The 22,447-nt window shown below is 71.2% G+C and carries 20 protein-coding genes; 5 read left to right on the top strand and 15 right to left on the bottom strand.

Annotated features, from left to right (window positions below; translation table 11 throughout):
- Positions 1 to 60: 60 nt before the first annotated feature.
- Positions 61 to 459, bottom strand: coding sequence for a RidA family protein (locus OG766_RS27625; protein ID WP_266387796.1), 399 nt, complete (start codon positions 457 to 459; stop codon positions 61 to 63).
- Positions 456 to 1,598, bottom strand: a complete 1,143-nt coding sequence (locus OG766_RS27620) for an acyl-CoA dehydrogenase family protein (protein WP_328726429.1) — start codon at positions 1,596 to 1,598, stop codon at positions 456 to 458. The genes OG766_RS27625 and OG766_RS27620 overlap by 4 nt, the downstream gene beginning before the upstream one ends.
- Positions 1,599 to 1,696: 98 nt before the next feature.
- On the opposite strand from OG766_RS27620, the gene OG766_RS27615 reads away from it, so the two are divergent.
- Positions 1,697 to 3,337 (top strand): AMP-binding protein, encoded by a 1,641-nt coding sequence (locus OG766_RS27615; RefSeq protein ID WP_323137359.1) that lies wholly within the window; start codon positions 1,697 to 1,699, stop codon positions 3,335 to 3,337.
- A gap of 4 nt (positions 3,338 to 3,341) precedes the next feature.
- Positions 3,342 to 4,154: a PaaX family transcriptional regulator gene (locus tag OG766_RS27610; protein ID WP_266387801.1), complete on the top strand. Its 813-nt coding sequence runs from the start codon at positions 3,342 to 3,344 to the stop codon at positions 4,152 to 4,154.
- A gap of 59 nt (positions 4,155 to 4,213) precedes the next feature.
- On the opposite strand, the gene OG766_RS27605 is transcribed toward OG766_RS27610, so the two are convergent.
- The gene (locus OG766_RS27605) at positions 4,214 to 6,526 is read right to left on the bottom strand and encodes a bifunctional salicylyl-CoA 5-hydroxylase/oxidoreductase (RefSeq protein WP_328726428.1); all 2,313 of its coding nucleotides are present in this window, start codon (positions 6,524 to 6,526) and stop codon (positions 4,214 to 4,216) included.
- Positions 6,523 to 7,350, bottom strand: a complete 828-nt coding sequence (locus OG766_RS27600; protein WP_328726427.1) for an enoyl-CoA hydratase family protein — start codon at positions 7,348 to 7,350, stop codon at positions 6,523 to 6,525. Before OG766_RS27600 ends, OG766_RS27605 begins: the two co-directional genes overlap by 4 nt.
- Positions 7,351 to 7,727: 377 nt before the next feature.
- Here OG766_RS27600 and OG766_RS27595 point away from each other — a divergent pair, with 377 nt between their 5' ends.
- Positions 7,728 to 8,177 (top strand): ATP-binding protein, encoded by a 450-nt coding sequence (locus OG766_RS27595; RefSeq protein WP_328726426.1) that lies wholly within the window; start codon positions 7,728 to 7,730, stop codon positions 8,175 to 8,177.
- Here the strand turns inward: OG766_RS27595 and OG766_RS27590 are convergent.
- The 5 genes from OG766_RS27590 to OG766_RS27570 form a co-directional block, all read right to left on the bottom strand.
- A complete protein-coding gene (locus OG766_RS27590; protein WP_328726425.1) occupies positions 8,146 to 9,579 on the bottom strand; it encodes an amino acid permease in 1,434 nt (477 codons plus the stop codon). The genes OG766_RS27595 and OG766_RS27590 overlap by 32 nt on opposite strands.
- 130 nt (positions 9,580 to 9,709) lie before the next feature.
- Positions 9,710 to 10,717 carry an ornithine carbamoyltransferase gene (gene argF / locus OG766_RS27585; protein WP_328726424.1) on the bottom strand — a complete coding sequence of 336 codons (1,008 nt, stop codon included), beginning with the start codon at positions 10,715 to 10,717 and terminating at the stop codon, positions 9,710 to 9,712.
- A 73-nt stretch (positions 10,718 to 10,790) separates the two neighbouring features.
- The gene (locus OG766_RS27580; protein ID WP_266387817.1) at positions 10,791 to 12,041 is read right to left on the bottom strand and encodes an arginine deiminase; all 1,251 of its coding nucleotides are present in this window, start codon (positions 12,039 to 12,041) and stop codon (positions 10,791 to 10,793) included.
- A gap of 214 nt (positions 12,042 to 12,255) precedes the next feature.
- Positions 12,256 to 14,814 (bottom strand): polynucleotide kinase-phosphatase, encoded by a 2,559-nt coding sequence (locus tag OG766_RS27575; RefSeq protein ID WP_328726423.1) that lies wholly within the window; start codon positions 14,812 to 14,814, stop codon positions 12,256 to 12,258.
- Positions 14,811 to 16,274 carry a 3' terminal RNA ribose 2'-O-methyltransferase Hen1 gene (locus OG766_RS27570; protein WP_266387822.1) on the bottom strand — a complete coding sequence of 488 codons (1,464 nt, stop codon included), beginning with the start codon at positions 16,272 to 16,274 and terminating at the stop codon, positions 14,811 to 14,813. The genes OG766_RS27575 and OG766_RS27570 overlap by 4 nt, the downstream gene beginning before the upstream one ends.
- Positions 16,275 to 16,461: 187 nt before the next feature.
- Between OG766_RS27570 and OG766_RS27565 the strand changes: the two genes are divergently transcribed.
- Positions 16,462 to 17,001 carry a hypothetical protein gene (locus OG766_RS27565; protein ID WP_266387825.1) on the top strand — a complete coding sequence of 180 codons (540 nt, stop codon included), beginning with the start codon at positions 16,462 to 16,464 and terminating at the stop codon, positions 16,999 to 17,001.
- Positions 16,998 to 17,705: an excalibur calcium-binding domain-containing protein gene (locus OG766_RS27560; protein WP_328726422.1), complete on the top strand. Its 708-nt coding sequence runs from the start codon at positions 16,998 to 17,000 to the stop codon at positions 17,703 to 17,705. The genes OG766_RS27565 and OG766_RS27560 overlap by 4 nt, the downstream gene beginning before the upstream one ends.
- Positions 17,706 to 17,787: 82 nt before the next feature.
- On the opposite strand, the gene mmuM is transcribed toward OG766_RS27560, so the two are convergent.
- The 6 genes from mmuM to OG766_RS27530 form a co-directional block, all read right to left on the bottom strand.
- Positions 17,788 to 18,702 (bottom strand): homocysteine S-methyltransferase, encoded by a 915-nt coding sequence (gene mmuM, locus OG766_RS27555; protein ID WP_328726421.1) that lies wholly within the window; start codon positions 18,700 to 18,702, stop codon positions 17,788 to 17,790.
- Between the two features lie 34 nt (positions 18,703 to 18,736).
- Positions 18,737 to 19,660 (bottom strand): LLM class F420-dependent oxidoreductase, encoded by a 924-nt coding sequence (locus tag OG766_RS27550; protein WP_266387836.1) that lies wholly within the window; start codon positions 19,658 to 19,660, stop codon positions 18,737 to 18,739.
- 101 nt (positions 19,661 to 19,761) lie between these two features.
- Positions 19,762 to 20,283 carry a DUF6099 family protein gene (locus OG766_RS27545; protein WP_328726420.1) on the bottom strand — a complete coding sequence of 174 codons (522 nt, stop codon included), beginning with the start codon at positions 20,281 to 20,283 and terminating at the stop codon, positions 19,762 to 19,764.
- 125 nt (positions 20,284 to 20,408) lie between these two features.
- Positions 20,409 to 20,780: a nucleotide pyrophosphohydrolase gene (locus OG766_RS27540; protein ID WP_266387842.1), complete on the bottom strand. Its 372-nt coding sequence runs from the start codon at positions 20,778 to 20,780 to the stop codon at positions 20,409 to 20,411.
- On the bottom strand, positions 20,777 to 21,913 hold the full coding sequence (locus OG766_RS27535; RefSeq protein ID WP_328726419.1) for an ATP-binding protein: 1,137 nt from the start codon (positions 21,911 to 21,913) through the stop codon (positions 20,777 to 20,779). Before OG766_RS27535 ends, OG766_RS27540 begins: the two co-directional genes overlap by 4 nt.
- A gap of 67 nt (positions 21,914 to 21,980) precedes the next feature.
- Entirely contained in the window at positions 21,981 to 22,400 is a 420-nt protein-coding gene (locus OG766_RS27530; RefSeq protein ID WP_328726418.1) for a cell division protein SepF, read from the bottom strand.
- Positions 22,401 to 22,447: the final 47 nt, after the last annotated feature.

The raw sequence follows: 22,447 nt of genomic DNA, 5'->3' as shown, positions 1-22,447 counted from the left end.
TGGTTGTGTGACCGGCGACGGGGTTCTGTCACCGGTCACGGCCGGGGCGCCGGACACTCGCTAGGGCAGTACGGCGATCCCGTCGATTTCGACGAGTGCCTGTTCGTCCCAGAGGCGGACGGCTCCGATGACCGCCATCGCGGGGTAGTCCCGGCCCGCGAGCCGGTGCCAGACGTGGCCGAGTTCGGCGGTGTGGGCGCGGTAGTCGGCGACGTCGGTGGCGTAGACGGTGACGCGGGCGAGGTCGTGCGGGGTGCCGCCGGTCGCGGCGAGGGCGGCGAGGAGGTTGGTGAGGGCCGTTTCGAACTGCTCGACGATGCCGGTTCCGGTCACCTTGCCGTTCGCGTCGAGTGCGGTCTGTCCGGCCAGGAAGACCAGCCGGGAGCCGGTGGCGGCGACGGCGTGCGAGAAGCCGCTGGCCGGGGACAGCCCGGGCGGGTTGATGCGTTCGAGGCTCATCGGCTGGTCTCCTCGGTGCCGGCCCTGGCGTACAGCTCCTTGGCGATGATGCTGCGCTGCACCTCGCTGGCGCCTTCGTAGATCCGCGGGGCGCGGACCTCCCGGTAGAGGTGTTCGAGCAGATGGCCGCGCTGGAGTGCGCGTGCGCCGTGCAGTTGTACCGCGGTGTCGACGACGTACTGGGCGGTCTCGGTCGCGAACAGTTTCGCCATGGCGGAGCGCTGTGGCATGTCCGGGGCGCCGGTGTCGTAGGCGCAGGCGGCCGCGTAGACGAGGAGGCGCGCGGCTTCGGTCCTGGTGGCCATTTCGGCGGCCTGGTGGGAGACGGCCTGGAGGTTCTTCAGTGGTCCGCCGAAGGCGTGGCGCTGTGCGGTGTGGGCGAGGGTGGCGTCGAGGGCGGCCTGGGCCATGCCGATGGCGAAGGCGCCGACGCTGGGCCGGAAGAGGTTGAGGGTGTTCATGGCGACGCGGAAGCCGGCGCCGGGTTCGCCGAGGACGTCGTCGCGGGTGACGGGTACGGCGTCGAAGGTGAGGGTGCCGATCGGGTGGGGGGAGAGCATGTCGAGGGGGCTGCCGGTGAGTCCGGGGCGGTCGGCGGGGATGAGGAAGGCGGTGATGCCGCGGGCGCCGGGGGCTTCACCCGTTCGGGCGAAGACGGTGTAGAGGTCGGCTTCGGGGGCGTTGGAGATCCAGCGTTTGGTGCCGGTGAGGTGCCAGCCGTCTCCGTCGGGGTCGGGTGCGGCGTCGAGGGCGAGTGCGGCGGCGTCGGATCCGGCGTCGGGCTCGCTGAGTGCGAAGGCGGTGATGGTGCGGCCGGCGATGATGCCGGGAAGGTGGCGCTCGCGTTGTTCGGGGGTACCTGACTGGACCAACGGGTAGGCGCCGAGGCCCTGGAGGGCGAGTGCGGTCTCGGCTTCGGTGCAGCCGTGGGCGAGGGATTCGCGCAGGAGGCAGAGGTCGAGCGCGCCGGCGCCGAAGAGCCGTTCCAGCAGGCCGAGTTCGCCGAGGGTGGCGACGAGCGGGCGGTTGACGTGGCCGGGTTCGCCTTTCTCGGCGATGTGGCGCAGTTGTTCGGCGGCCAGGGTGCGCAGGTCCGCGCACCAGGCGGTTTGTTCCGGATCGAGTGAGAATACGGGCATCCGAGCCCCCACTTGTCGGCACTTTTATCGCGGACCGTTGACTGTCGTCACCATCACGATACGCTCGTTGGGCGACCCCACCACGACAAGGGGCGAACATGGAGCTGACACCCTCGGCCGGCCTGGAGCTGACACCTTCGGCTCATCTCGACACGTTCGCGCGCGAGCATCTGCCGCCCGCGGAGCAGTGGCCCCGGTTGTTGTTCGATCTGCCGGAGCTGCGCTATCCGGAGCGGCTCAATTGCGGTGCGGAGCTGCTGGACGTGACGATCGGGCGGTTCGGTGCCGCTCGTCCCGCGTTCCGTGACGGGAGGGGGACGGTCTGGACGTACGGCGAGCTGCGTGACCGGGTGGACCGGTTGGCGCATGTGCTGACCGGGGAGCTGGGTGTGGTGCCCGGTCAGCGGGTGCTGCTGCGGGGGCCGACGACGCCGTGGCTGGCGGCCTGCTGGCTGGCGGTCATGAAGGCGGGCGGGGTGGCGGTGACGGTGCTCGCCCAGCAGCGGTCTCAGGAACTCGCCGTGATGTGTGAAATGGCACGTGTCACGCATGCGCTGTGCGACGTCCGCTGTGTCGACGATCTGGTGAAGGCGGAGGTGCCGGGGCTGCGGATCGCGGCGTTCGGCGGGGACGCTCCCGATGATCTGCTCCGGCTGGCGGAGGGGAAGCCGTCGTCGTTCCGGGCCGTGGAGACGGCGGCGGACGATGTCGCGCTGATCGCGTTCACGAGCGGTACGACGGGGCGTCCGAAGGGGTGCATGCACTTCCACCGGGATGTGCTGGCGGTGGCCGACACGTTCTCGGCGCGGGTGCTGCGGCCCACGCCCGACGATGTGTTCGCGGGCAGCCCGCCGCTCGGGTTCACGTTCGGGCTCGGCGGTCTGGTGGTGTTCCCGCTGAGGGCGGGTGCGTCGGCCCTGCTGCTCGAACAGGCCGGTCCGAAGCAGTTGTTGCCGGCGATCGCCGAGCATCGTGTGTCGGTGCTGTTCACCGCGCCGACCGCGTATCGCGTGATGCTCGACGAGCTCGCGGGGTACGACGTCACATCGCTGCGGCGCTGTGTGTCGGCCGGGGAGAACCTGCCGGCCGGTACGTGGCGGGCATGGCACGAGCGGACCGGGCTGCGCCTCATCAACGGCATCGGGGCCACGGAGCTGCTGCACATCTTCATCTCGGCGGCGGACGGGGACATCCGGCCGGGCACGACGGGGGTGCCGGTGCCGGGCTGGGACGCGCGGGTGGTGGACGGGGAGTCCGGGGAGCCGGTGCCGGACGGTGAGCCGGGGCTGCTGGCGGTGCGCGGTCCGGTGGGCTGCCGCTATCTCGCGGACCCGAGGCAGAGCGTGTATGTGCGTGACGGATGGAATGTCACGGGTGACACCTATGTGCGCGAGCCGGACGGGTGGTTCCGCTATGTCGCCCGCGCCGACGACATGATCGTCTCGGCGGGCTACAACGTCGCGGGCCCCGAGGTCGAGGACGCGCTGCTGGCCCATCCGGATGTGGTGGAGGTGGCGGTGGTCGGGCGCCCCGACGAGCTGCGGGGGCAGATCGTGGCGGCGTATGTGGTGGTGCGGGACGGTGTGGCGCGTGACGAGGCGGTGGCCGGGGTGCTGCGTGATTTCGTGAAGACGCGTCTGGTGCCGTACAAGTGCCCGCGTGTGATCGTCTTCCTCGACGCGCTCCCCCGCACGCCGACGGGCAAGCTGCAGCGGTTCCGGTTGCGGGGCCTAGAGTGATCACGTGGCCGAGCAGCACACTCCCCGTTCCTTGATCGTCACCCTGTACGGCGCGTACGGACGCGAGACGGCGGGGCCGTTCGCGGTGGCGGAGTTGATCCGGCTGCTGGGTGCGGTCGGGGTGGACGCGCCGTCGGTGCGTTCGTCGGTGTCGCGGCTCAAGCGGCGGGGGCTGCTCGTCGCGGAGCGGACGGCGGCCGGGGCGGCCGGGTATGCCCTGTCGGACGATGCGCGGCAGCTCCTCGACGACGGTGACGAGCGTATCTACGGCCGCCGGGCGCCGGAGCTGTCGGACGGCTGGGTGCTGGCGGTGTTCTCGGTGCCGGAGGCCGAGCGGCACAAGCGGCATCTGCTGCGTTCACGGCTGGGCCGGCTGGGTTTCGGGACGGCCGCGCCGGGTGTGTGGATCGCTCCGGCCCGGTTCCACGAGGAGACCCGGCACACGTTGCGGCGGCTGCAGCTGGATCCGTATGTGGATCTGTTCCGCGGTGAGCATCTGGGGTTCGCGGCGACGGCGGAGGCGGTGGGCCGTTGGTGGGATCTGGCGGCGATCGCGAAGCAGCACGAGGAGTTCCTGGATGTGCACGGCCCGGTGCTGCGGTCGTGGGAGGCGTGTGCGGGTGCTCCGGCGGAGGAGGCGTACGGGGACTATCTGCGGGCGCTGGATTCCTGGCGTCGGCTGCCGTATGCGGATCCGGGTCTGCCGCAGGAGTTGTTGCCCTCGGGTTGGCCGGGTGGGCGTTCGGCGGCGGTGTTCGCGGGGTTGCACGAGCGGTTGCGGGACGCGGGGGCGGAGTTCGTCGGCGCCGGGGGCTGAGGGTCACCCCGGGCAGGCGCCGGGCAGGTGTCGCGCGGGCGCCGCGGGGCTCCACGAGGTCAGGGCTGTTGCCGGTCGGTGAGGGTGAGGCGTGGCTTGGGTGCGTCGGTGCGGCCGGTGGGGGGTGTGCGGCTGCCGGCGCGGTAGGGCGCGGGCCAGGGCGCGGCGGGGCCGGTGTAGGTCTGTTCCGCGGCGGCGTGGAGGGTCCAGTGGGGGTCGTAGAGGTGGGGGCGGGCGAGGGCGCAGAGGTCGGCGCGGCCGGCGAGGAGCAGGGAGTTGACGTCGTCCCAGGAGGAGATGGCGCCGACGGCGATGACGGGGGTGTGGAGGGTGTTGCGGATCCGGTCGGCGTAGGGGGTCTGGTAGGAGCGGCCGTATTCGGGGTGTTCGTCGGGGACGACCTGGCCGGTGGAGACGTCGATGGCGTCGGCGCCGTGGGCGGTGAAGGCGCGGGCGATCTCGACGGCGTCGTCGGCGGTGGTGCCGCCGGGTGCCCAGTCGGTGGCGGAGATGCGGACGGTCATGGGCCGGTCGTCGGGCCAGATGTCGCGGATGGTGTCGAAGACTTCGAGGGGGTAGCGGAGCCGGGCGGTGAGGGTGCCGCCGTAGTGGTCGGTGCGGTGGTTGGTGAGTGGGGAGAGGAAGCCGGAGAGCAGGTAGCCGTGGGCGCAGTGGAGTTCGAGGAGGTCGAATCCGCTGCGGGTGGCGCGGTGTGCGGCGGCGGCGAACTGGTCGCGGATGTCGGCGAGTCCGGTCCGGTCGAGCTGGTGGGGGACCTGGTTGACGCCGGGGCGGTAGGGCAGGGGTGAGGCGGCGGCCAGGGGCCAGTTGCCGTCGGGGAGGGGTTCGTCGATGCCTTCCCACATGAGCCGGGTGGAGCCTTTGCGGCCGGAGTGGCCGAGTTGGACGCCGATGGCGGTGCCGGGTGAGTGGGTGTGGACGAAGTCGGTGACGCGCTGCCAGGCGGTGGCTTGTTCGTCGGTGTAGAGGCCGGTGCAGCCGGGGGTGATGCGGCCTTCGGCGCTGACGCAGACCATTTCGGTCATGACGAGTCCGGCGCCGCCGAGGGCGCGTGCGCCGAGGTGGACGAGGTGGAGGTCGCCGGGGATGCCGTCGTGGGCGGAGTACATGTCCATGGGGGAGACGACGACGCGGTTGCGCAGGGTCAGGCCGCGCAGCCGCAGGGGGGTGAACATCGGTGGTGTCCCGGGTGGGCAGCCGAAGTCCTGCTCGACGGTGTCGGTGAACGCCGGGTCGCGCAGCCGGAGGTTGTCGTGGGTGACGCGGCGGCTGCGGGTGAGGAGGTTGAAGGCGAACTGCCGTGGGGGCTGGTGGAGATAGGTTCCGAGTTCCTCGAACCAGCGCAGGCTGGCCGCTGCGGCGCGCTGGGTCGATTCGACGACGGGGCGGCGTTCGGTTTCGTAGGCCGCGAGGGCTTCGGGGAGTGTGGGGTGTTCCTCGATGCAGGCGGTGAGGGCGAGGGCGTCCTCGACGGCGAGTTTGGTGCCGGAGCCGATGGAGAAGTGGGCGGTGTGTGCGGCGTCGCCGATGAGGACGGTGTTGGCGTGGGACCAGTGGTCGTTGACGACGGTGCGGAACGCGGTCCATGAGGAGTTGTTGCCGCGCAGGGGGCGGCCGCCGAGGGCGTCGGCGAAGACTTTGGCGCAGCGTTCGGCCGACTGCTGCTCGTCGCACTCGTCGAGCCCGGCGGCCCGCCAGACCTCCTCGCGCATTTCGACGATGACGGTGGAGGCGTGGGGTGCGTAGGGGTAGCCGTGGAGTTGCATGACGCCGTGCTCGGTTTCGGCGATGTCGAAGCGGAAGGCGTCGAGGGCGAAGTCGGTGGCGAGCCAGATGTAGCGGCAGCGGTGGGTGGTGATGCGGGGTCCGAAGGCGTCGGCGTGTGCGGCGCGGGTGGGGCTGTGGACGCCGTCGGCGGCGATGACGAGATCGTGGGTGGCGGCGAGTTCGGCGGCGGGTGGGGCTTCGGTGCGGAAGCGGAGGTGTACGCCGAGGGATGTGCATCGCTGGTGGAGGATTTCGAGGAGTCTGCGGCGGCCGAGTGCGGCGAATCCGTGTCCGCCGGAGGTGAGGGTGTGGCCGCGGTGGACGATGTCGATGGTGTCCCAGCGGATGAACTCGTCCTGGAGTGTGCGGTGGACGGTGGGATCGGCGTGTTCGATGCCGCCGAGGGTTTCGTCGGAGAGGACGACGCCGAAGCCGAAGGTGTCGTCCGGGGCGTTGCGTTCCCACAGTGAAATGTCACGTGTGGGGTCGAGTCGTTTCAGGAGTGCTGCTGCGTAGAGTCCGCCGGGTCCGCCGCCGATGACGGCGATGCGCAGGGGGTTTCGGTGCGGGCGGGGCGTGGTCATCGTCCCTGCCAGTTCGGGGCGCGCTTTTCGGTGAAGGCGGCGTGGAACTCGGCGTAGTCCTGGCCGTTCATCAGCAGGGCCTGGGTCGCGGCGTCGAGTTCGACGGAGGCGGCGAGCGGCATGTCCAGTTCGGCGGTGAGCAGGGCCTTGGTCTGGGCGTGGGCGAGGGCGGGGCCGTCGGCGAGGCGGCGGGCGAGGTCGGCGGCTGCTTTGTGGGCCTGGCCTTCCTCGGTGAGTTCGCTGATGAGTCCGATGCGTTCGGCTTCGGTGGCGCGGACGGGTTCGCCGAGCATGAGGAGCCGGGTGGCGTGGCCGAGGCCGACGATTCTGGGCAGGAGGTAGGCGGCGCCCATGTCGCCGCCGGAGAGTCCGACCTTGGTGAAGAGGAAGGAGAACCGTGCGGAGGGGTCGGCGATGCGGAAGTCGGCGGCGAGGGCGAGTACGGCGCCGGCGCCAGCGGCGACTCCGTGGACGGCGGCGATCACCGGGAAGGGGCATTCGCGCAGTGCTCGTACGACCTGTCCCGTCATCCGGTTGAAGTCGAGGAGCTGAGCGGTGTCCATGGCGAGTGTGGCGCCGATGATGTCGTCGACGTCGCCGCCGGAGCAGAAGCCGCGGCCTTCGCCGCCGAGGACGAGGGCGCGTACGGAGCGTTCGCGGCTGAGTTCGGCGAGTACGTCGCGCAGGTCGGCGTAGGCGCCGAAGGTGAGCGCGTTGAGTTTGTCGGGGCGCTCCAGGGTGATGGTGGCGACGCCGTCGTGCCTGGTCAGCCGGATGTGGTGCCAGTGTTCCGTGCGGGGCGCGGAGCTGGGGAAGGGGCTCATGTGCGGTGGCCTCCCTTGGAAGGCGAGCGGCTGGGCCTGCGTCTGCCTGTCCCCTGAACTTATCACTTCTCCGTGACTTCCGTCACGAGCACGCGATATCGCTCGTCGGCCGGCGCCCTCCCGGCCCTCCCTCGCGGCTCTCCCCCGGCGGGCCTCCCCCGCGATTCCGGCTCGCGGCGCTGGCTCGCGGTTCCGGTTCACGGCGCCGGTTCCGGCTCGCGGCTCTGCGTCGCAGCTCGGCAAAGGTCCCGTATCAGGTGTGGCACAGGTCCTGCGCAGGATGGTCCGGGGCCCCTGGTGTGGGGGTTTGCGATTCGTAAGGTTGAGAGCAGTACCAGCAGCACCAGGGGTACTGAGCACTGCGAACGGAACCGACCTTGCCCGAAGCCCACGCAATCGCCCCTGCCGCCGAGGCCCCCGCCTGGTGGCACATCGCGCTGCCGCACACCACCGCGGCGGTGCCGATCGCCCGTGCCCTGATCCGTACGGCGCTGACGGACAGCGAGCCGGCGGCCGACTGTGACACCGCCGAGCTGCTCACCGCGGAGCTCGTCGCCAATGCCGTGGAGCACACCGGCGGCCGTGGGCCGATCGAGCTGATGGTGGAGGTGCGGCCGGAGGGCTGCCGGGTCGAGGTGCACGACCGCGACCCGTCGCCGCCCGGCTCCCTGTCCAGCCCGACGCCGCCTCCCGTGCCCGATCCGTGGCAGGAGGGCGGCCGCGGTCTGCTTCTGATACGTACGCTCAGCGAGGCGTGCGGTCACCGCCCGACCGATCGGGGCAAGGCGGTCTGGTTCAGGCTTGCTGCGGTTCCCGTTGCGGGGTGACGCTCGCTTCACCGGGGGCTGCGGCGAGGCGTGAGTTGCGGCGGCCGTAGAGCGCGTACACGAGCGCGCCGGCGGCCAGGAAGACGGCGAACTGGACCCAGGTCGTCCAGCCGGTGCCCCACATCAGATAGAGGCAGAACAGCACGCCGAGGACGGGGCTGAGGGGGAACAGCGGTACCCGGAACGAGGTCTCGGTGCCGGGGTGGCGGCGGCGCAGCGCGATCACCGCGACATTGACCACGGCCATGACGGCGAGGGTGCCGATGGTGGTGAGGTTCATGACCACGTCGAGGGGGACGACGGCGGCCGGTACGGCGAAGACGGCGGCGACGATCCAGGTGTTGGCGACGGGGGTCGCGGTGCGCGGTGAGACGCGCTGGAAGATCCGGGGGACGAGTCCGTCGCGCGACATGGACATCAGGATCCGGGTCTGTCCGTACATGACGGCGAGGACGACGGAGGCGATGGCGACGACGGCGCCGAAGGCGATGATGCCGCCGCCGAGGTCCGAGCCGGTGACCTTGTCGACGATGAGGGAGAGGGCGGCGGGCTTGTCGGCGACGTCGTCCGCGGACATGGCGCCGATCGCGCCGAGGGCGACGGTGCAGTACAGCAGGGTGACCAGACCGATGCAGATCATGATCGCGAGGGGGATGTTGCGGCGCGGGTTCTTCACTTCCTCGCCGGCGGTGGTGATGGCGTCGAAGCCGATGTAGGAGAAGAAGGCGAGGGAGGCGCCGGAGGTGATGCCGGCGAGTTCGTGGGGGGCGAAGGGGGACAGGTTGCCGGACTCGTACGCGGTGAAGGCGACGGCGCAGAAGAGGGCGAGGACGGCGAGCTTCACGACGGCCATGGCGGCGGTGGCGCGGGCGGATTCGCGGATGCCGCGGACCAGGAGTGTCGCGGCGAGGAGGATCACGACGACGGCCGGGATGTTGACGATGCCGCCGTCGCCGGGCGGGGCGGCGAGTGCGGCGGGCAGCTGGTGGCCGGTGAGGGTGCCGAGGAGTTCGTTGAGGTACTGGCCCCAGCCGACGGCCACGGCGGAGACGGAGACGCCGTACTCCAGCAGCAGGCACCAGCCGGTGAGGAAGGCGATGCGTTCGCCGAGGGTGGCGTAGGCGAAGGAGTAGGAGGAGCCGGAGACGGGGATGGCGCTGCCGAGCTCGGCGAAGGAGAACGCGGTGAAGACGCAGGTGATCGCGGCGAGGGCGAAGGAGACGACGACGGCGGGGCCGGCTTCGGAGACGCTGTCGGAGAGGCCGACGAAGATGCCGGTGCCGACGATGGCGCCGACGCCGAAGCACACGAGCTGGAAGAGTCCCATGGTGCGTTTGAGGCCGTGGCCCTCGCGGTCCGTGCCGGATTCGGCGACGAGTTGGGCAGGGCTTTTGATGCGCATGGGGTGGTTCTCTTCTCGGGTGGTGCGGGGGTGTGCAGCACAGTGGGGTCCGGGCTGTGTGAGCCCGGACCCCAGGTGTCGGAAGAGATGCTAACCGAACAGTCGCATATGTCCCCAATCGACTGTATGGCTATTCGGGTGCGGCCATGGTGGCGACGAGGACGGCCTTGATGGTGTGCATGCGGTTCTCGGCCTCGTCGAAGACGACCGAGTGGGGGGACTCGAAGACCTCGTCGGTGACTTCGAGTTCGGTCAGTCCGTGCCTGTCGTGCAGCTCGCGGCCGATCCTGGTTCCGAGGTCGTGGAAGGCGGGCAGGCAGTGCAGGAACTTGACGTCGGGGTTCGCGGTGGCGCGCAGGACGTCCATGGTCACGGCATAGGGGGCGAGGGCGGCGATGCGCTCGTCCCACACGTCCTTGGGTTCGCCCATGGAGACCCAGACGTCGGTGGCGACGAAGTCGGCGCCGGCGACTCCGTCGGCGACGTCCTCGGTGAGCGTGATGGTGGCTCCGCTCGTGGCGGCGGCCGCGCGGGCGGCGGTGACGATGTCGTCGGCCGGCCAGTAGGCCTTGGGGGCGACGATCCGGACGTCCATGCCGAGGAGGGCGCCGGTGACGAGGTAGGAGTTGCCCATGTTGAAGCGGGCGTCGCCTAGGTAGGCGAGGGTGATCGAGGTGAGCGGTTTGTCGCTGTGCTCGGTCATGGTGAGCACGTCGGCGAGCATCTGGGTGGGGTGCCAGTCGTCGGTGAGGCCGTTGAAGACGGGGACTCCGGCGTGGGCGGCGAGCTCTTCGACCGCCGCCTGGCTGTCGCCGCGGTACTCGATGGCGTCGAACATCCGGCCGAGGACGCGTGCGGTGTCCTTGACCGATTCCTTGTGTCCCAGCTGGGAGCCGGCGGGGTCGAGGTAGGTCGTCGACGCGCCCTGGTCCGCGGCGGCGACCTCGAAGGCGCAGCGGGTGCGGGTGGAGGTCTTCTCGAAGATCAGCGCGATGTTCTTGCCGCGCAGGCGCGGGGTCTCGGTGCCGGTGCGCTTGGCGGCCTTGAGTTCCGCGGCCAGGTCGATCAGGCCGCGGAACTCGTCGGCCGTGAAGTCGAGCTCCTTGAGGAAGTGGCGGCCTTCGAGGTGTGTCGCCATGGTGGCTGCTCCTGGGTCGCGAACGCGGGACGATGGAAGTCTATACGTAATCCCGTATTGCTATACGACCGGATTAGGCGTCCGTCCCCACCGCGTCCCGTTCCACCGGGCAGCTCATGCAGCGGGGGCCGCCGCGGCCCCGGCCGAGTTCGCTGCCGGGGATCTCGATCACTTCGATGCCCTGCTTGCGCAGATGGGTGTTGGTGGTCACGTTGCGTTCATAGGCCACGACGACTCCGGGTTCGACGGCGAGGACGTTGCAGCCGTCGTCCCATTGCTCGCGTTCCGCGGAGTGCACGTCCTGGGTGGCCGTGAGGACGCGGATGTCCTGCAGTCCGAGGGCGGCCGCGATGGCGCTGTGCATGTGCTCGGGCGGATGGTCGGTGACCCGCAGGGACAGGGCGTGGTCGCCGGTGGCGGGTTCGATCGTGTACGAGCGGAGCATGCCGAGCCCCGCGTACTGGGTGAAGGTGTCGTGGTCGACCATCGTCATCACCGTGTCCAGGTGCATGAACGCACGGCGCTTGGGCATGTCCAGCGCCACGATCGTGCGTGCGGAGCCGGCCGCGAACAGTCCGCGGGCGAGCATTTCCACGGCCTGCGGCGTGGTGCGCTCGCTCATGCCGATGAGGACCGCGCCGTTGCCGATGACGAGGACGTCGCCGCCCTCGATGGTGGAGGGGTAGTCGTCCTGGCCCTCGGACCAGTGGTGGAAGTCACCGGCTTCCGGTCCGGTGAAGAGGGGGTGGTGCTTGTAGATGGCCTCGAAGTGGACGGTCTCGCGCCGGCGGGCCGGCCAGCGCATGGCGTTGATGGACACCCCGTCGTAGATCCAGGCGGAGGTGTCGCGGGTGAAGATGTGGTTGGGCAGCGGGGGCAGGAGGAAGTCGTCCAGGTCCATGACGTGGAAGCGGACGGACGAGGGCTCCGAGTGGCCGGCGAGGAACTCCCTTTTGGTCATTCCGCCGATGAGCGCCTCGGTCAGGTCGCCGGTGTCCATCTCGTCGAAGGCGGCCCGCAGATGATCGGTGGCGAGCGGGCCGTACTCCTTCTCGTCGAAGACCCGGTCCAGGACGAGTTTCCTGGCCGCCGGGAGCTCCAGCGACTCGCGCAGCAGATCGCCGAAGAGGTGCACGACGATGCCGCGGTCGCGCAGGACGTCCGCGAAGCCGTCGTGCTCCTGACGGGCGCGGCGGACCCAGAGCAGGTCGTCGAAGAGCAGCGCGTCCTTGTTGGAGGGCGTGAGCCGCTTCAGTTCCAGATCGGGCCGGTGCAGTATGACCCGGCGCAGCCGCCCGGTCTCGGAGTCGACGTGGAATCCCATGTCCCCATACTCGCCGTCCGGACAGCTCTTCACTCGGTGAACGGCCGGACCGTGTCCGGTCGTATCTCACACCGGTCCGGTCAGCCTCGCGCACCGGGCCGGTCGCCTCCGGCACCGGACCGGTCGTGGCCCGTACGGGCAGGCGTTCCCCGGCATGTGGCCGCCCCTACGGGGAGGCGCGGACGGCGCCTCCCCGTGAGGTGCGGGGCCGGTCCTACAGGCGGGGGTCGACCGGCTCCGACTCCAGTGCGAGGACGGCGAAGACCGCCTCGTGGACCCGCCACAGCGGCTCGCCGTCGGCCAGCCGGTCCAGCGCCTCCAGGCCGAGCGCGTACTCGCGCAGCGCCAGCGACCGCTTGTGGCCGAGGAAGCGGCTGCGCAGCCGGGTCAGGTTGTCCGGGCGGGTGTACTCGGGGCCGTAGATGATGCGCAGGTACTCCCGGCCCCGGACCTTGATGCCGGGCTGGACGAGGCGTCCCTTGCCGTCCCGTACGAGGGCGTGCAGGGGCTTGACGACCATGCCTTCGCCGCCGGCGCCGGTCATCTCCAGCCACCAGTCGGTGCCGGCCCGCACCGAGGCCTCGTCGCCGGTGTCGACGACGAGCCGGCGGGTGCGCTGGAGCAGCCCGGCTCCGGTGCTCTCCGCTGCCTCCACCAGCCGGTCCAGCCAGGCGAGTTGCTCGTCGTGGGGCACGGAGGTGAGGGAGCGTCCCTGGACGGCGAGGATCTGGAAGGGCGCGAGGCGCACCCCGTCCAGGCCGTCGGTCGTCCAGCAGTACCTGCGGTAGGCGTCGGTGAACGCGGCGGCGTCCGCGGCCCGTTCGCGCTGCCGGTCCAGCAGTGCGCCCACGTCGAGTCCGCGTGCGGCGGCCGCTTCGAGGGCGGTGGTGGCGGCGGGCAGGACCGCTCCGGAGGCGGCGCCGACGGCCGCGTACTGCTTGCGGAGCAGCCCGGACGCCTTGAGCGACCAGGGCATCAGTTCGGCGTCCAGGAGCAGCCAGTCGGTGGCGAGTTCCTCCCACAGGCCCGCGCCGGTGATCGCCGTGCGCAGGCGGCCGAGGACGTCCTCGGTGGTGCCGGGGTCGTCGAAGAAGGGGCGGCCGGTGCGGGTGTGCAGTGCGCCGGTGACGCCGTCGGCGCCGAAGCGTTCGCGTGCGACGTCCTCGTCGCGGCAGACCAGGGCGATGGCGCGGGAGCCCATGTGCTTCTCCTCGCACACGACCCGTCCGACTCCGTCGGCCTGGTACTGGGCGAACGCCTCGGCCGGGTGCTCCAGGTAGCCGTCCTTCTGCGAGGTCGCGGTCGGCGCCATGGTCGGCGGGAGATACGCCAGCAGCCGCGGGTCGACGGCGAAGCGGCTCATGACCTCCAGGGCGGCGGCGGCGTTCTCCTCACGTACGGCGACGCGGCCCATGTGGCGGGTCTCCACGATGCGGCGGCCGTGGACGTCCGCGAGGTCCAGGGGGCGGCCCTGGTGTCCGCCGGGCGCGTCGGTGGCGAGCGGCTTGACGGGCTCGTACCACACCTTTTCCGCGGGTACGTCGACGAGTTCACGCTCCGGCCAGCGCAGCGCGGTCAGCTTGCCGCCGAAGACGGCGCCGGTGTCGAGGCAGATGGTGTTGTTGACCCAGGAGGCGGTGGGCACGGGTGTGTGGCCGTAGACCACGGCCGCCTGGCCGCGGTAGTCCTCGGCCCAGGGGTAGCGCACGGGCAGCCCGAACTCGTCGGTCTCGCCGGTGGTCTCGCCGTAGAGGGCGTGGGAGCGGACCCGGCCGGAGGTGCGGCCGTGGTACTTCTCGGGCAGTCCGGCGTGGCAGACGACGAGCCTGCCCTCGTCGAGGACGTAGTGGCTGACGAGGCCGTCGATGAACTCCCGTACCTGCTCGCGGAAACGGGGGTCCTCGGTGTCCGCCTGCTCCAGCTGTTCGATGGTCTCGGCGAGTCCGTGGGTGTGCTGGACCTTTCTGCCCTTGAGCCAGCGTCCGAGCTTGTTCTCGTGGTTTCCGGGCACGCACAGGGCGTTGCCGGCGGCGACCATGCTCATGACGCGGCGCAGGACGCCGGGGCTGTCGGGTCCGCGGTCGACGAGGTCTCCGACGAAGACGGCGGTACGGCCCTCGGGGTGTGCGCCGTCCACATAGCCGAGGGTGGTGAGCAGGGTGTCGAGTTCGGAGCGGCAGCCGTGGATGTCACCGATGATGTCGAACGGTCCGGTGAGGTGGCGCAGGTCGTTGAAGCGCTTCTCCAGGACGACTTCCGCGGCGTCGGCCTCCTCGGGGCTGCGCAGGACGTGGACCTTGCGGAATCCCTCGCGTTCCAGTCCGCGCAGTGAGCGGCGCAGTTCGCGCCGGTGCCGCTGGATGACGTGGCGGGGCATGTCCGCGCGCTCGGGGCGGGCCGCGTTGCGTTCGGCGCAGACCTCTTCGGGCATGTCGAGGACGATGGCGATGGGCAGCACGTCGTGGCTGCGGGCCAGCTGGACGAGCTGGCGGCGGCTTTCCTGCTGCACGCTGGTGGCGTCGACGACGGTGAGGCGGCCGGCGGCGAGGCGCTTGCCGACGATGTGGTGGAGGACGTCGAAGGCGTCGGCGCTGGCGCTCTGGTCGTTCTCGTCGTCGGCGACCAGTCCGCGGCAGAAGTCCGAGGAGATGACCTCGGTGGGCTTGAAGTGCCTGCGGGCGAAGGTGGACTTGCCGGAGCCGGTGGCGCCGATGAGGACCACGAGGGACAGGTCGGTGACGGGCAGCTTGCGGGTGGTGTCGGTGGTGGTCATGCGGCCTTCGCCTCGTTCCGGTCCTTCTGGGTGAAGACGGCCATCTGTGTCGGCGGGCCGACCTCGGGGTCGTCGTCGCCGACGGCCACGTACTCCACGCCGTAGCCGTGCCGCTGCGCGGTGGTGGCGGCCCAGGTGCGGAACTCCTCGCGGGTCCACTCGAAGCGGTGGTCGCTGTGGCGGACGTGCCCGGCGGGCAGCGTCTCCCAGCGCACGTTGTACTCGACGTTCGGTGTCGTCACGATCACCGTGCGCGGGCGGGCGGAGCCGAACACCGCGTACTCGAGGGCGGGCAGGCGGGGCGGGTCGAGATGCTCGACGACCTCGCTGAGGACGGCGGCGTCATAGCCCGTGAGGCGTTTGTCGGTGTAGGTGAGGGAGCCCTGGAACAGGGTGACGCGGCGTGCCTGCCGTTCGCCCATGCTGTCCAGTCTGAGCCTTCTGGCGGCGATCGTGAGCGCGCGTACGGACACGTCGACGCCGACGACGTCGGTGAAGCGGACGTCCTTCAGGAGCGCCTGGACGAGCTGGCCCTGCCCGCAGCCCAGGTCGAGGACGCTGGAGGCGCCTGCCGTGCGGAGCGCGTCCAGGATCGCGGCGCGTCGCTGCTCGGCGAGCGGCACCGGGCGTTCGTCGGTGTCCTTGGTCTCGTCGACGGCGTTGTCGACGTCCTCGACGTCGAGGTCGTCGCTCTCGGCGAGCCGCACGAGTTCGAGGCGTTCCATGGCCTGCCGGGTCAGGCCCCAGCGGCGCGACAGATAGCGGCTGGTGATGAGTTTCTGTTCGGGGTGGCCGGCCAGCCAGCCCTCTCCCGACCGCAGCAGTTTGTCGACCTCGTCCGGTGCGACCCAGTAGTGCTTGGCGTCGTCGAGCACCGGCAGCAGGACGTAGAGCTGGCGCAGCGCGTCCGCGAGGCGCATCCGCCCTTCCAGTGTCAGTCGTACGTAGCGCGAGTCGCCCCATTCGGGGAACTGGCCGTCGAGTGCGACCGGGTGGGCCTCGATCGTGTCCCAGCCGAGCGGTCCGAAGAGTTTGCGGACGAGTTCGGCGCCGCCGCGTGCGGGCAGTGCGGGGACCTCGATCCTCAGGGGCAGCGGGGTCGCTGCCCGCTCAGGCATCGCCTGGCACACGCCGCGCAGGGCGCTCTTGAAGACGGTGCTCATGGCGACGGAGAGGAGTGAGGATGCGGCGTAGGGCCGGTCGTTGACGTACTGGGCGAGGGCGGAGTCGGGTGCTCCGCCGCTGCCCTTGCCCTTGCCGCGGCGGACCAGCGCGACCGGATCGACCTCCAGCAGCAGTGCGGCCGTGCAGCGTTCGGCGGTGGCCTCGGGGTAGAGGACGTGGGCCGTGCCGTGCGAGGTGGAGAACGTCTGCGCCTTGTCGGGGTGCTTGTGCAGCAGGAAGCCCAGGTCGGTGGCGGGACGCTCAAGGGTGCCGGTCGTGGTGATTGTCAGGAACACATGTCCGAGTATTGCCCGCGCGGCCGGTCCTGACCAGGCGATTTCATGGCGGCGAGGGGCGGCCCGCGCCGCCCGACCCGCGCGACCTTCACGAGAAGCATCAACTCTTCACGCAACGCACACAAGTGGAGGGGAGTTGTGTATCTTAAGCGCCGTTCATGCACATGCCACAGCAGGGAGATCTCTCGTGGCCACTCCCCCGTACCCACCGCCCCCGCCGTACGTCCCGCAGCCGCCGGCGAACCCGCTGGGCGGCAAGCACAAGACCGTCCTCGGCTGCGGCGGCCTGCTGTTCACATTCGTCCTCATCGGGGCGATCGGTTCGGCCTGCTCCCCGACCGGGAGCGAGACGACGAAGAAGGTTCCCGGTCCTGCCGTCACCGTGACGGTCACGGCCACCGCGACGGTGACCCCTGCGGCGAACGCGGCCGCGGGATCGCCGAAGCGGGCACAGGAGTCGGCGCCCGCTCCCGCCGCGAGTGCGGAACCCGTCACCGCGAAGGCCCGGCTCTCCAACCACGTGGGGCAGCAGCTCCAGGCCGCCCAGGACGCCGCACAGGCCGAGGGGTTCCTCGTCCTCACCTCGCACGACGCGACCGGCGGCAACCGCATGCAGGTGTGGGACCGGAACTGGAAGGTCTGCTCACAGAGCCCGGGACCGGGCACGCTCGACACGGCCACCACGATCGATTTCGGGGCCGTCAAGCTGGAAGAGGCCTGCCCGTGACGAACCCCTACGGACCCGTTCCGCCCCCGCCCGCGGGCGGCGCCCCCGGCACTCTCGACGCGAACCAGAAGACGGTCCTCGGCTGCGGAGTCATGGCCGCCGTCGCGCTCGTCCTCGTTCTCGTCGCCGGCGCGTGCTCACCCGATCCACAGGTCGGTCAGAAGGCCGTGCCCGGCCCCACGGTCACCGTCACCGCCCGCGAGACCGTCACCGCCCCGCCGGCCGCGGCGATGCCCGAGCTCGTCGGCGCCGGCTTCGCCGACGCCCGGCAGCAGACCGCGTCCCTGACCGGCGGCGGCCTGACCGCCTACAGCGCGTACGCGGACGTCGGCCTCCCGACGGATCACGACGACTGGACCGTCTGTTTCCAGAGCCCCGCGGGCGGCACGTCACCGCTCTCCCGGCAGACCGCCCTCACGGTCCACCTGGTGGCGGCCGGCACCAAGTGCCCGGCGGAGCAGGGCGGGAAGCTGCACAAGCCGAAGCCCGCACCGAAGCCCAAGCCCAAGCCGACACCCACGCCGGCACCGGACGACGAGGACGACTCCTCCAGCAGCAGCACCGGAGGCGGTGGCGGAGGCGGCAGTGTCTACTACCGCAACTGTGACGCCGCCAGGGACGCGGGCGCCGCGCCCGTCCGCACGAGCGACCCCGGCTACGGCCGCCACCTCGACCGCGACGGGGACGGCGTCGCCTGCGAGTAACCGGCCTCCCCCGGGCCCGCCTCGGCCCGTGCCCGCCCACCCTCGGCGCATCCGGACCCGGAAGACAGGACCCTGCGGGTCCTCAGGTCTTCCGGGTCCCGGCGAGCGCCGCCAGGGCGGCGATACGGTCGGGGCCGACGCGGCAGCAGCCGCCGACCAGCCGGGCGCCCGCCGCGGCCCAGCCGGGCAGTCGCGCCGGATCGAAGGTGACCTCGCCCCGCCAGGCACGGGACGCCGCGTCCCACCGCTCACCGCTGTTGGGGTAGACGACGACCGGCTTGCCCGTCTCCCGGGTGGCCAGCTCCACGGCACGGTCCGTGTCCGCCGGCTCGCAGCAGTTGACGCCGACGGCGATCACCTGGTCATGGCCGGCGGCGAGGGCGAGGGCCGCCGCCAGGTCCTGGCCGGCGCGCGTGCGCCCGCCCGCGATGCTGTAGGAGAGCCACACCGGCAGGCCGATGCCTTCCGAGACCCGCAGCAGTGCCGTCGCCTCGTCGGTGTCCGGCACCGTCTCCAGGGCGAGAACGTCGGGGCCCGCCGCTGCCAGGACCTCGATACGCGGACGGTGGAAGTCCTCCAGCTCCCGCACCGTCAGCCCGTACCGTCCGCGGTACTCGCTGCCGTCCGCGAGCATCGCCCCGTACGGTCCCACCGAGGCCGCGACCCACACCTCCCGCTCCGTGCGCTCCGCCGCGGCGCGGGCCAGCGTCACACTGCGGGTGAGGAGTGCCGTGGCCTCGTCACGTCCCGTGCCGCGTCCGGCGAAGCCCTCGAACGTGGCCTGGTAGCTGGACGTGATGAGCACCTGTGCGCCCGCCCGCACATACGCCGCGTGGGCGGTCTCGATCTGTTCGGGAGCGTCGGCGAGGAGCCGCGCCGACCAGAGGTCGTCGGACAGATCACAGCCCTGCGCCTCGAGCTGGTTGGAAAGGCCGCCGTCGAGGACGAGGGGACCCCCCTCTGCGAGGGCGGTCGAGAGGCTGCGGGCGGGCTTCACGGTGTCTCCGGATCCGATGCGCGTTCCGGCTCGGTCAGTTCAGCTGGGACTGGACCTGGGAGGAGAGGAGTTCCAGGTGGTCCAGATCGTCGAGGTCGAGGATCTGCAGATAGATACGGGAGGAACCGGCCGCGGCATAGCGGCCGATCTTGTCGACGATCTCGGCGGGCGACCCCGCCAGGCCGTTGGCCTTCAGCTCGTCCACATCTCGGCCGATGGCGGCGGCACGCCGCGCGACCTCCGCGTCGTCCCTGCCGGCGCAGACGACCAGCGCGTTGGAGTAGACGAGGTCGTCCGGTGTGCGTCCCGCCTCCTCGGCGGCGGCGCGGACCCGGCCGAACTGCCGCTCGGTGTCCTCCAGCGAAGCGAAGGGAATGTTGAACTCATCGGCGTACCGTGCGGCCAGACGCGGGGTGCGGGTCGCGCCGTGTCCGCCGATGAGCACCGGAATCCTCTGCTGGACGGGCTTGGGCAGCGCGGGCGAGTCCTGCAGCGTGTAGTACGTCCCGTCATGGCTGAACGTCTTGCCGGTCTCTGTGCCCCACAGGCCCGTCACCACGGCCAGTTGCTCCTCGAGCCGGGCGAACTTCTCCTTGGGGAAGGGGATCCCGTACGCCTTGTGCTCCTCCTCGAACCAGCCCGCGCCGAGGCCCAGCTCGACCCGTCCGCCCGACATCTGGTCGACCTGGGCGACCTGGATGGCCAGCACTCCGGGCAGCCGGAAAGTGCCGGCGGTCATGAGCGTGCCGAGCCTGATCCGGCTGGTCTCACGGGCGAGACCGGCCAGGGTGATCCAGGCGTCGGTGGGGCCCGGCAGGCCGTCGGCGGAGCCCATGCTCAGATAGTGGTCCGACCGGAAAAAGGCGTCGAAGCCGAGGTCCTCGGTGGCCTTGGCGACGGTGAGCAGGGTGTCGTAGGAGGCCCCTTGCTGGGGCTCGGTGAAGATTCGAAGGTCCATGCGTCCATCCTGCACCGCCGCACGTCCGTCAACCTCTCGGTGCCGGGTGGGGACGGCATGCCGTGGCCGGGTTCACCCGGCGGGACGGGGCGGGCCCGGTCTCAGGGCGGGCTCGCGGTCGGCTCCGCGGGATCGCCGCGGCCGGGGGCGATCTGCCGGTCCCGGGTGCGGTCCCGGACCGGCTCGTGCAAGGAGAGGCGGCGCAGCATCGCGCGGACCCGGTCGCTCGACTCGTCGGCGGCGTCGATCGCTTCGATGCACTGCCAGTACAGACCTTCCTCGTCCGTGGCGCAGGCGACGCCGACGAGCGCCATCCCGACCTCGCCGAGCAGTGTGCCCAGCGCGGTCAACGCACGTCGCGGGTCGGCGACTTCGGTGAGCTGGGCGGCTCTGGGGCCGCCGGTGCGCAGCACACAGCCGTCGGTGAGTCCGCCGCCGCGGCCGCCGGCCTCGCTCAGTCCGCGCGCCTCGCCTCTGAGCTCCTGCGGGCCGCGCACGGCCAGTTGACTTCCGATCGCCTGGGCGAGGGCCTGGGTCTGCCAGGCCTCCGCCACGACGTCGAGCGCGGCACGGCACTCCGCGAGTGCCCGCCTGCCGGCCGCGATGAGCCGCTCCGCATCCATGTACGCCGCCCCCGTTCGTACGAACTTCCGCCCATTCACTCACTACCCAGAGTGAAGGTGCTCCAGACGAAAAGCCAGGGGAATTCGGAAATCTGTGGACAGGAAGCCGACTGGGGAAAGATCAATCACTCCGAAGAGTGACGATCGTGTGGTGTTGGTCCGCTCGACGGCCGCTCGGCGGCCGGGAAGCGGAGTTCGTTGCGGTCGATCTTCTCGGCGAGGGCGGTCAGCGCGTCGACGCCGAGCACCTCGCAGAACTGGAGGAGATACGCGAGCACGTCCGCCACCTCGTCCGCCACGCGGTGCGCCTGGCGCGGATCGTCCATCACCCGTGCCGACTCCTCCGGTGTCAGCCACTGGAAGATCTCTACCAGTTCGGCTGCTTCCACCGTGAGCGCGACCGCGAGATTCTTCGGTGTGTGGTAGGGCTCCCAGTTCCGTGCCGCCGCGAACTCGGCCAGTCTGCGCTGCAGTGCTTTCACATCCGGTTCCGTCACCGCACCAGGTCTACCACCGTCACTCCCGCGATCCCCCGCGCGGCCGTCGCCTCCCCCACCGCCCCCACCAGCCGCAGATGCCCGTCGGCGCAGATCGACGCGGCCAGCGAGGCGAGTTCACGGGCCTGGGCGCTGTCCAGGCAGCGGTCGAGGCCGTCCGCGAGGACGGTGAGCGACTGCAGGGCTCCCGGGACCTCCGCGGCCGGGTCGACGGCGAGCACCCCCGGTCCGGTGAGCAGGACGAGGGCGAGGGCGAGGAAGCGCAGTTCGCCGTCGCCGAGGCGGCCGAGCGGAGTGGTCGGGTCCGGCCCGTCCTGCGCGCCTCTGGCGAGGACCGCGCGGACCGTTCCGTCGGTGAGTTCCTCGATGCCCACCTCGGTGACCGGGCCCGCGCAGCCGGCGCGGGCCACGGAGGTGAGCCGTGCGTGCCGCCGTGTGCATTCGTGGCGGGTGCGGTGCAGCACCTCCGCCAGGTTGTCGCAGCCGCGCCTGAGCCGCCCCTCCCCGGGCAGGACCGGTTCGCGCATGCGCTCGGGCCGCGGATCGCAGGCGAACACCGACCGCAGCGCCACCACGACCTGCTCGGCCGCGGCCAGCACCTGCCGCTGCCCGTCCGTGCTGCCCGCGACGCGCAGCGGAAGCAGTGCCGTGCCGAGCCGGTCGTCGGGCAGCGGGGCGCGGGTGACCCGGTCGGCGCCCGCCGTGTGCCAGGCGGCCTGGACCGAGGGGCGCCCGGGGTCGCGCAGCGCCGTGCTGAGCAGGGTCCGTCCCTGGCCGGTCAAACGCTCGCCGACGATGCGGAGTCGAGGGTCGGCCTGTACGGCGAGGTCCAGGCGTACGGGACCGGCCGGGCCGTCGACGGTGCAGCCGATCCTGAATCCCCGTCTGCCCTGGTCGTCGCGTTCCGAGCGTTCGGGGACGCAGGCCGCAGGGTCGGGGAAGACCTCGTCGAGCGCCGCACCCGCGCCGAGCCGGGCCAGTGCCTCGTAGGCCCGCAGGGCGGTCGACTTGCCGCTGCCGCTCGGGCCCGCGAACAGGGTCACGGGGCCGAGCGGGAAGACACGGGCGCGATGCGCGGCGAAGGCGGAGAGCCGCAGTTCGGTGAGGGTGGGGCGGGGGCCTGTGACGTCCATACGGGGGAACGCTACGCAGCGCCGTAGGGCGCTGCGCACGCCGAACCGTTACGTCTGAACGGTCTTCCTACGAATGGGGGACGGCCGCCGCCGCGAGGCCGTCGACCTCCGTGCCCGCGGGGGCGAGCAGGAACACGTTCCGGTCCACCCGGTGCATGCCGCAGCCGAGTCCGAAGACGACTCCGCTGCTGAAGTCGAGGATCCGCTTGGCGACGTCGGTGTCCGCGCTCGTGAGGTCGAGCAGCACGGGGATCTGCGCGATGAGGTACTCGGCGACCTCGCGTGCGTCCGCGAAGACCTGGACGCGCAGGACGACCATGCGTCGCTGTTCCGCGGCGGCGTCGTCGAACGCGCCGTCCATGGCGTCCCGCGGAATCGTGTGGTGGTCAACGCGGGACGGCCACTCGTTGCGCCCGCGCAGCGGGACGACCTGGGCGAGGCCCTCCCACTGCTCGTCGGTGACGTCGTACCTCTCGTACCTGCTCATGCGACCATCTTGGCGCCCCTCACCCGTTCGGCCCAACAGCGACACGG

The organism is Streptomyces sp. NBC_00259, from assembly GCF_036181745.1.
GTDB lineage: Bacteria > Actinomycetota > Actinomycetes > Streptomycetales > Streptomycetaceae > Streptomyces > Streptomyces pratisoli.
The sequence above is the reverse complement of the archived record's forward strand: the minus strand, read 5'-3'. Positions and strand labels throughout refer to the sequence as shown.

What these genes read in the sequence shown, in the direction of transcription:
- OG766_RS27625 (WP_266387796.1), bottom strand. Translation starts at nt 459, where the DNA reads ATGAGCCTCGAACGCATCAACCCGCCCGGGCTGTCCCCGGCCAGCGGC.
- OG766_RS27620 (WP_328726429.1), bottom strand. Translation starts at nt 1,598, where the DNA reads ATGCCCGTATTCTCACTCGATCCGGAACAAACCGCCTGGTGCGCGGAC.
- OG766_RS27615 (WP_323137359.1), top strand. Translation starts at nt 1,697, where the DNA reads ATGGAGCTGACACCCTCGGCCGGCCTGGAGCTGACACCTTCGGCTCAT.
- OG766_RS27605 (WP_328726428.1), bottom strand. Translation starts at nt 6,526, where the DNA reads ATGACCACGCCCCGCCCGCACCGAAACCCCCTGCGCATCGCCGTCATC.
- OG766_RS27600 (WP_328726427.1), bottom strand. Translation starts at nt 7,350, where the DNA reads ATGAGCCCCTTCCCCAGCTCCGCGCCCCGCACGGAACACTGGCACCAC.
- OG766_RS27590 (WP_328726425.1), bottom strand. Translation starts at nt 9,579, where the DNA reads ATGCGCATCAAAAGCCCTGCCCAACTCGTCGCCGAATCCGGCACGGAC.
- argF (WP_328726424.1), bottom strand. Translation starts at nt 10,717, where the DNA reads ATGGCGACACACCTCGAAGGCCGCCACTTCCTCAAGGAGCTCGACTTC.
- OG766_RS27580 (WP_266387817.1), bottom strand. Translation starts at nt 12,041, where the DNA reads ATGGGATTCCACGTCGACTCCGAGACCGGGCGGCTGCGCCGGGTCATA.
- OG766_RS27575 (WP_328726423.1), bottom strand. Translation starts at nt 14,814, where the DNA reads ATGACCACCACCGACACCACCCGCAAGCTGCCCGTCACCGACCTGTCC.
- OG766_RS27550 (WP_266387836.1), bottom strand. Translation starts at nt 19,660, where the DNA reads ATGGACCTTCGAATCTTCACCGAGCCCCAGCAAGGGGCCTCCTACGAC.
- OG766_RS27545 (WP_328726420.1), bottom strand. Translation starts at nt 20,283, where the DNA reads ATGGATGCGGAGCGGCTCATCGCGGCCGGCAGGCGGGCACTCGCGGAG.
- OG766_RS27535 (WP_328726419.1), bottom strand. Translation starts at nt 21,913, where the DNA reads ATGGACGTCACAGGCCCCCGCCCCACCCTCACCGAACTGCGGCTCTCC.
- OG766_RS27530 (WP_328726418.1), bottom strand. Translation starts at nt 22,400, where the DNA reads ATGAGCAGGTACGAGAGGTACGACGTCACCGACGAGCAGTGGGAGGGC.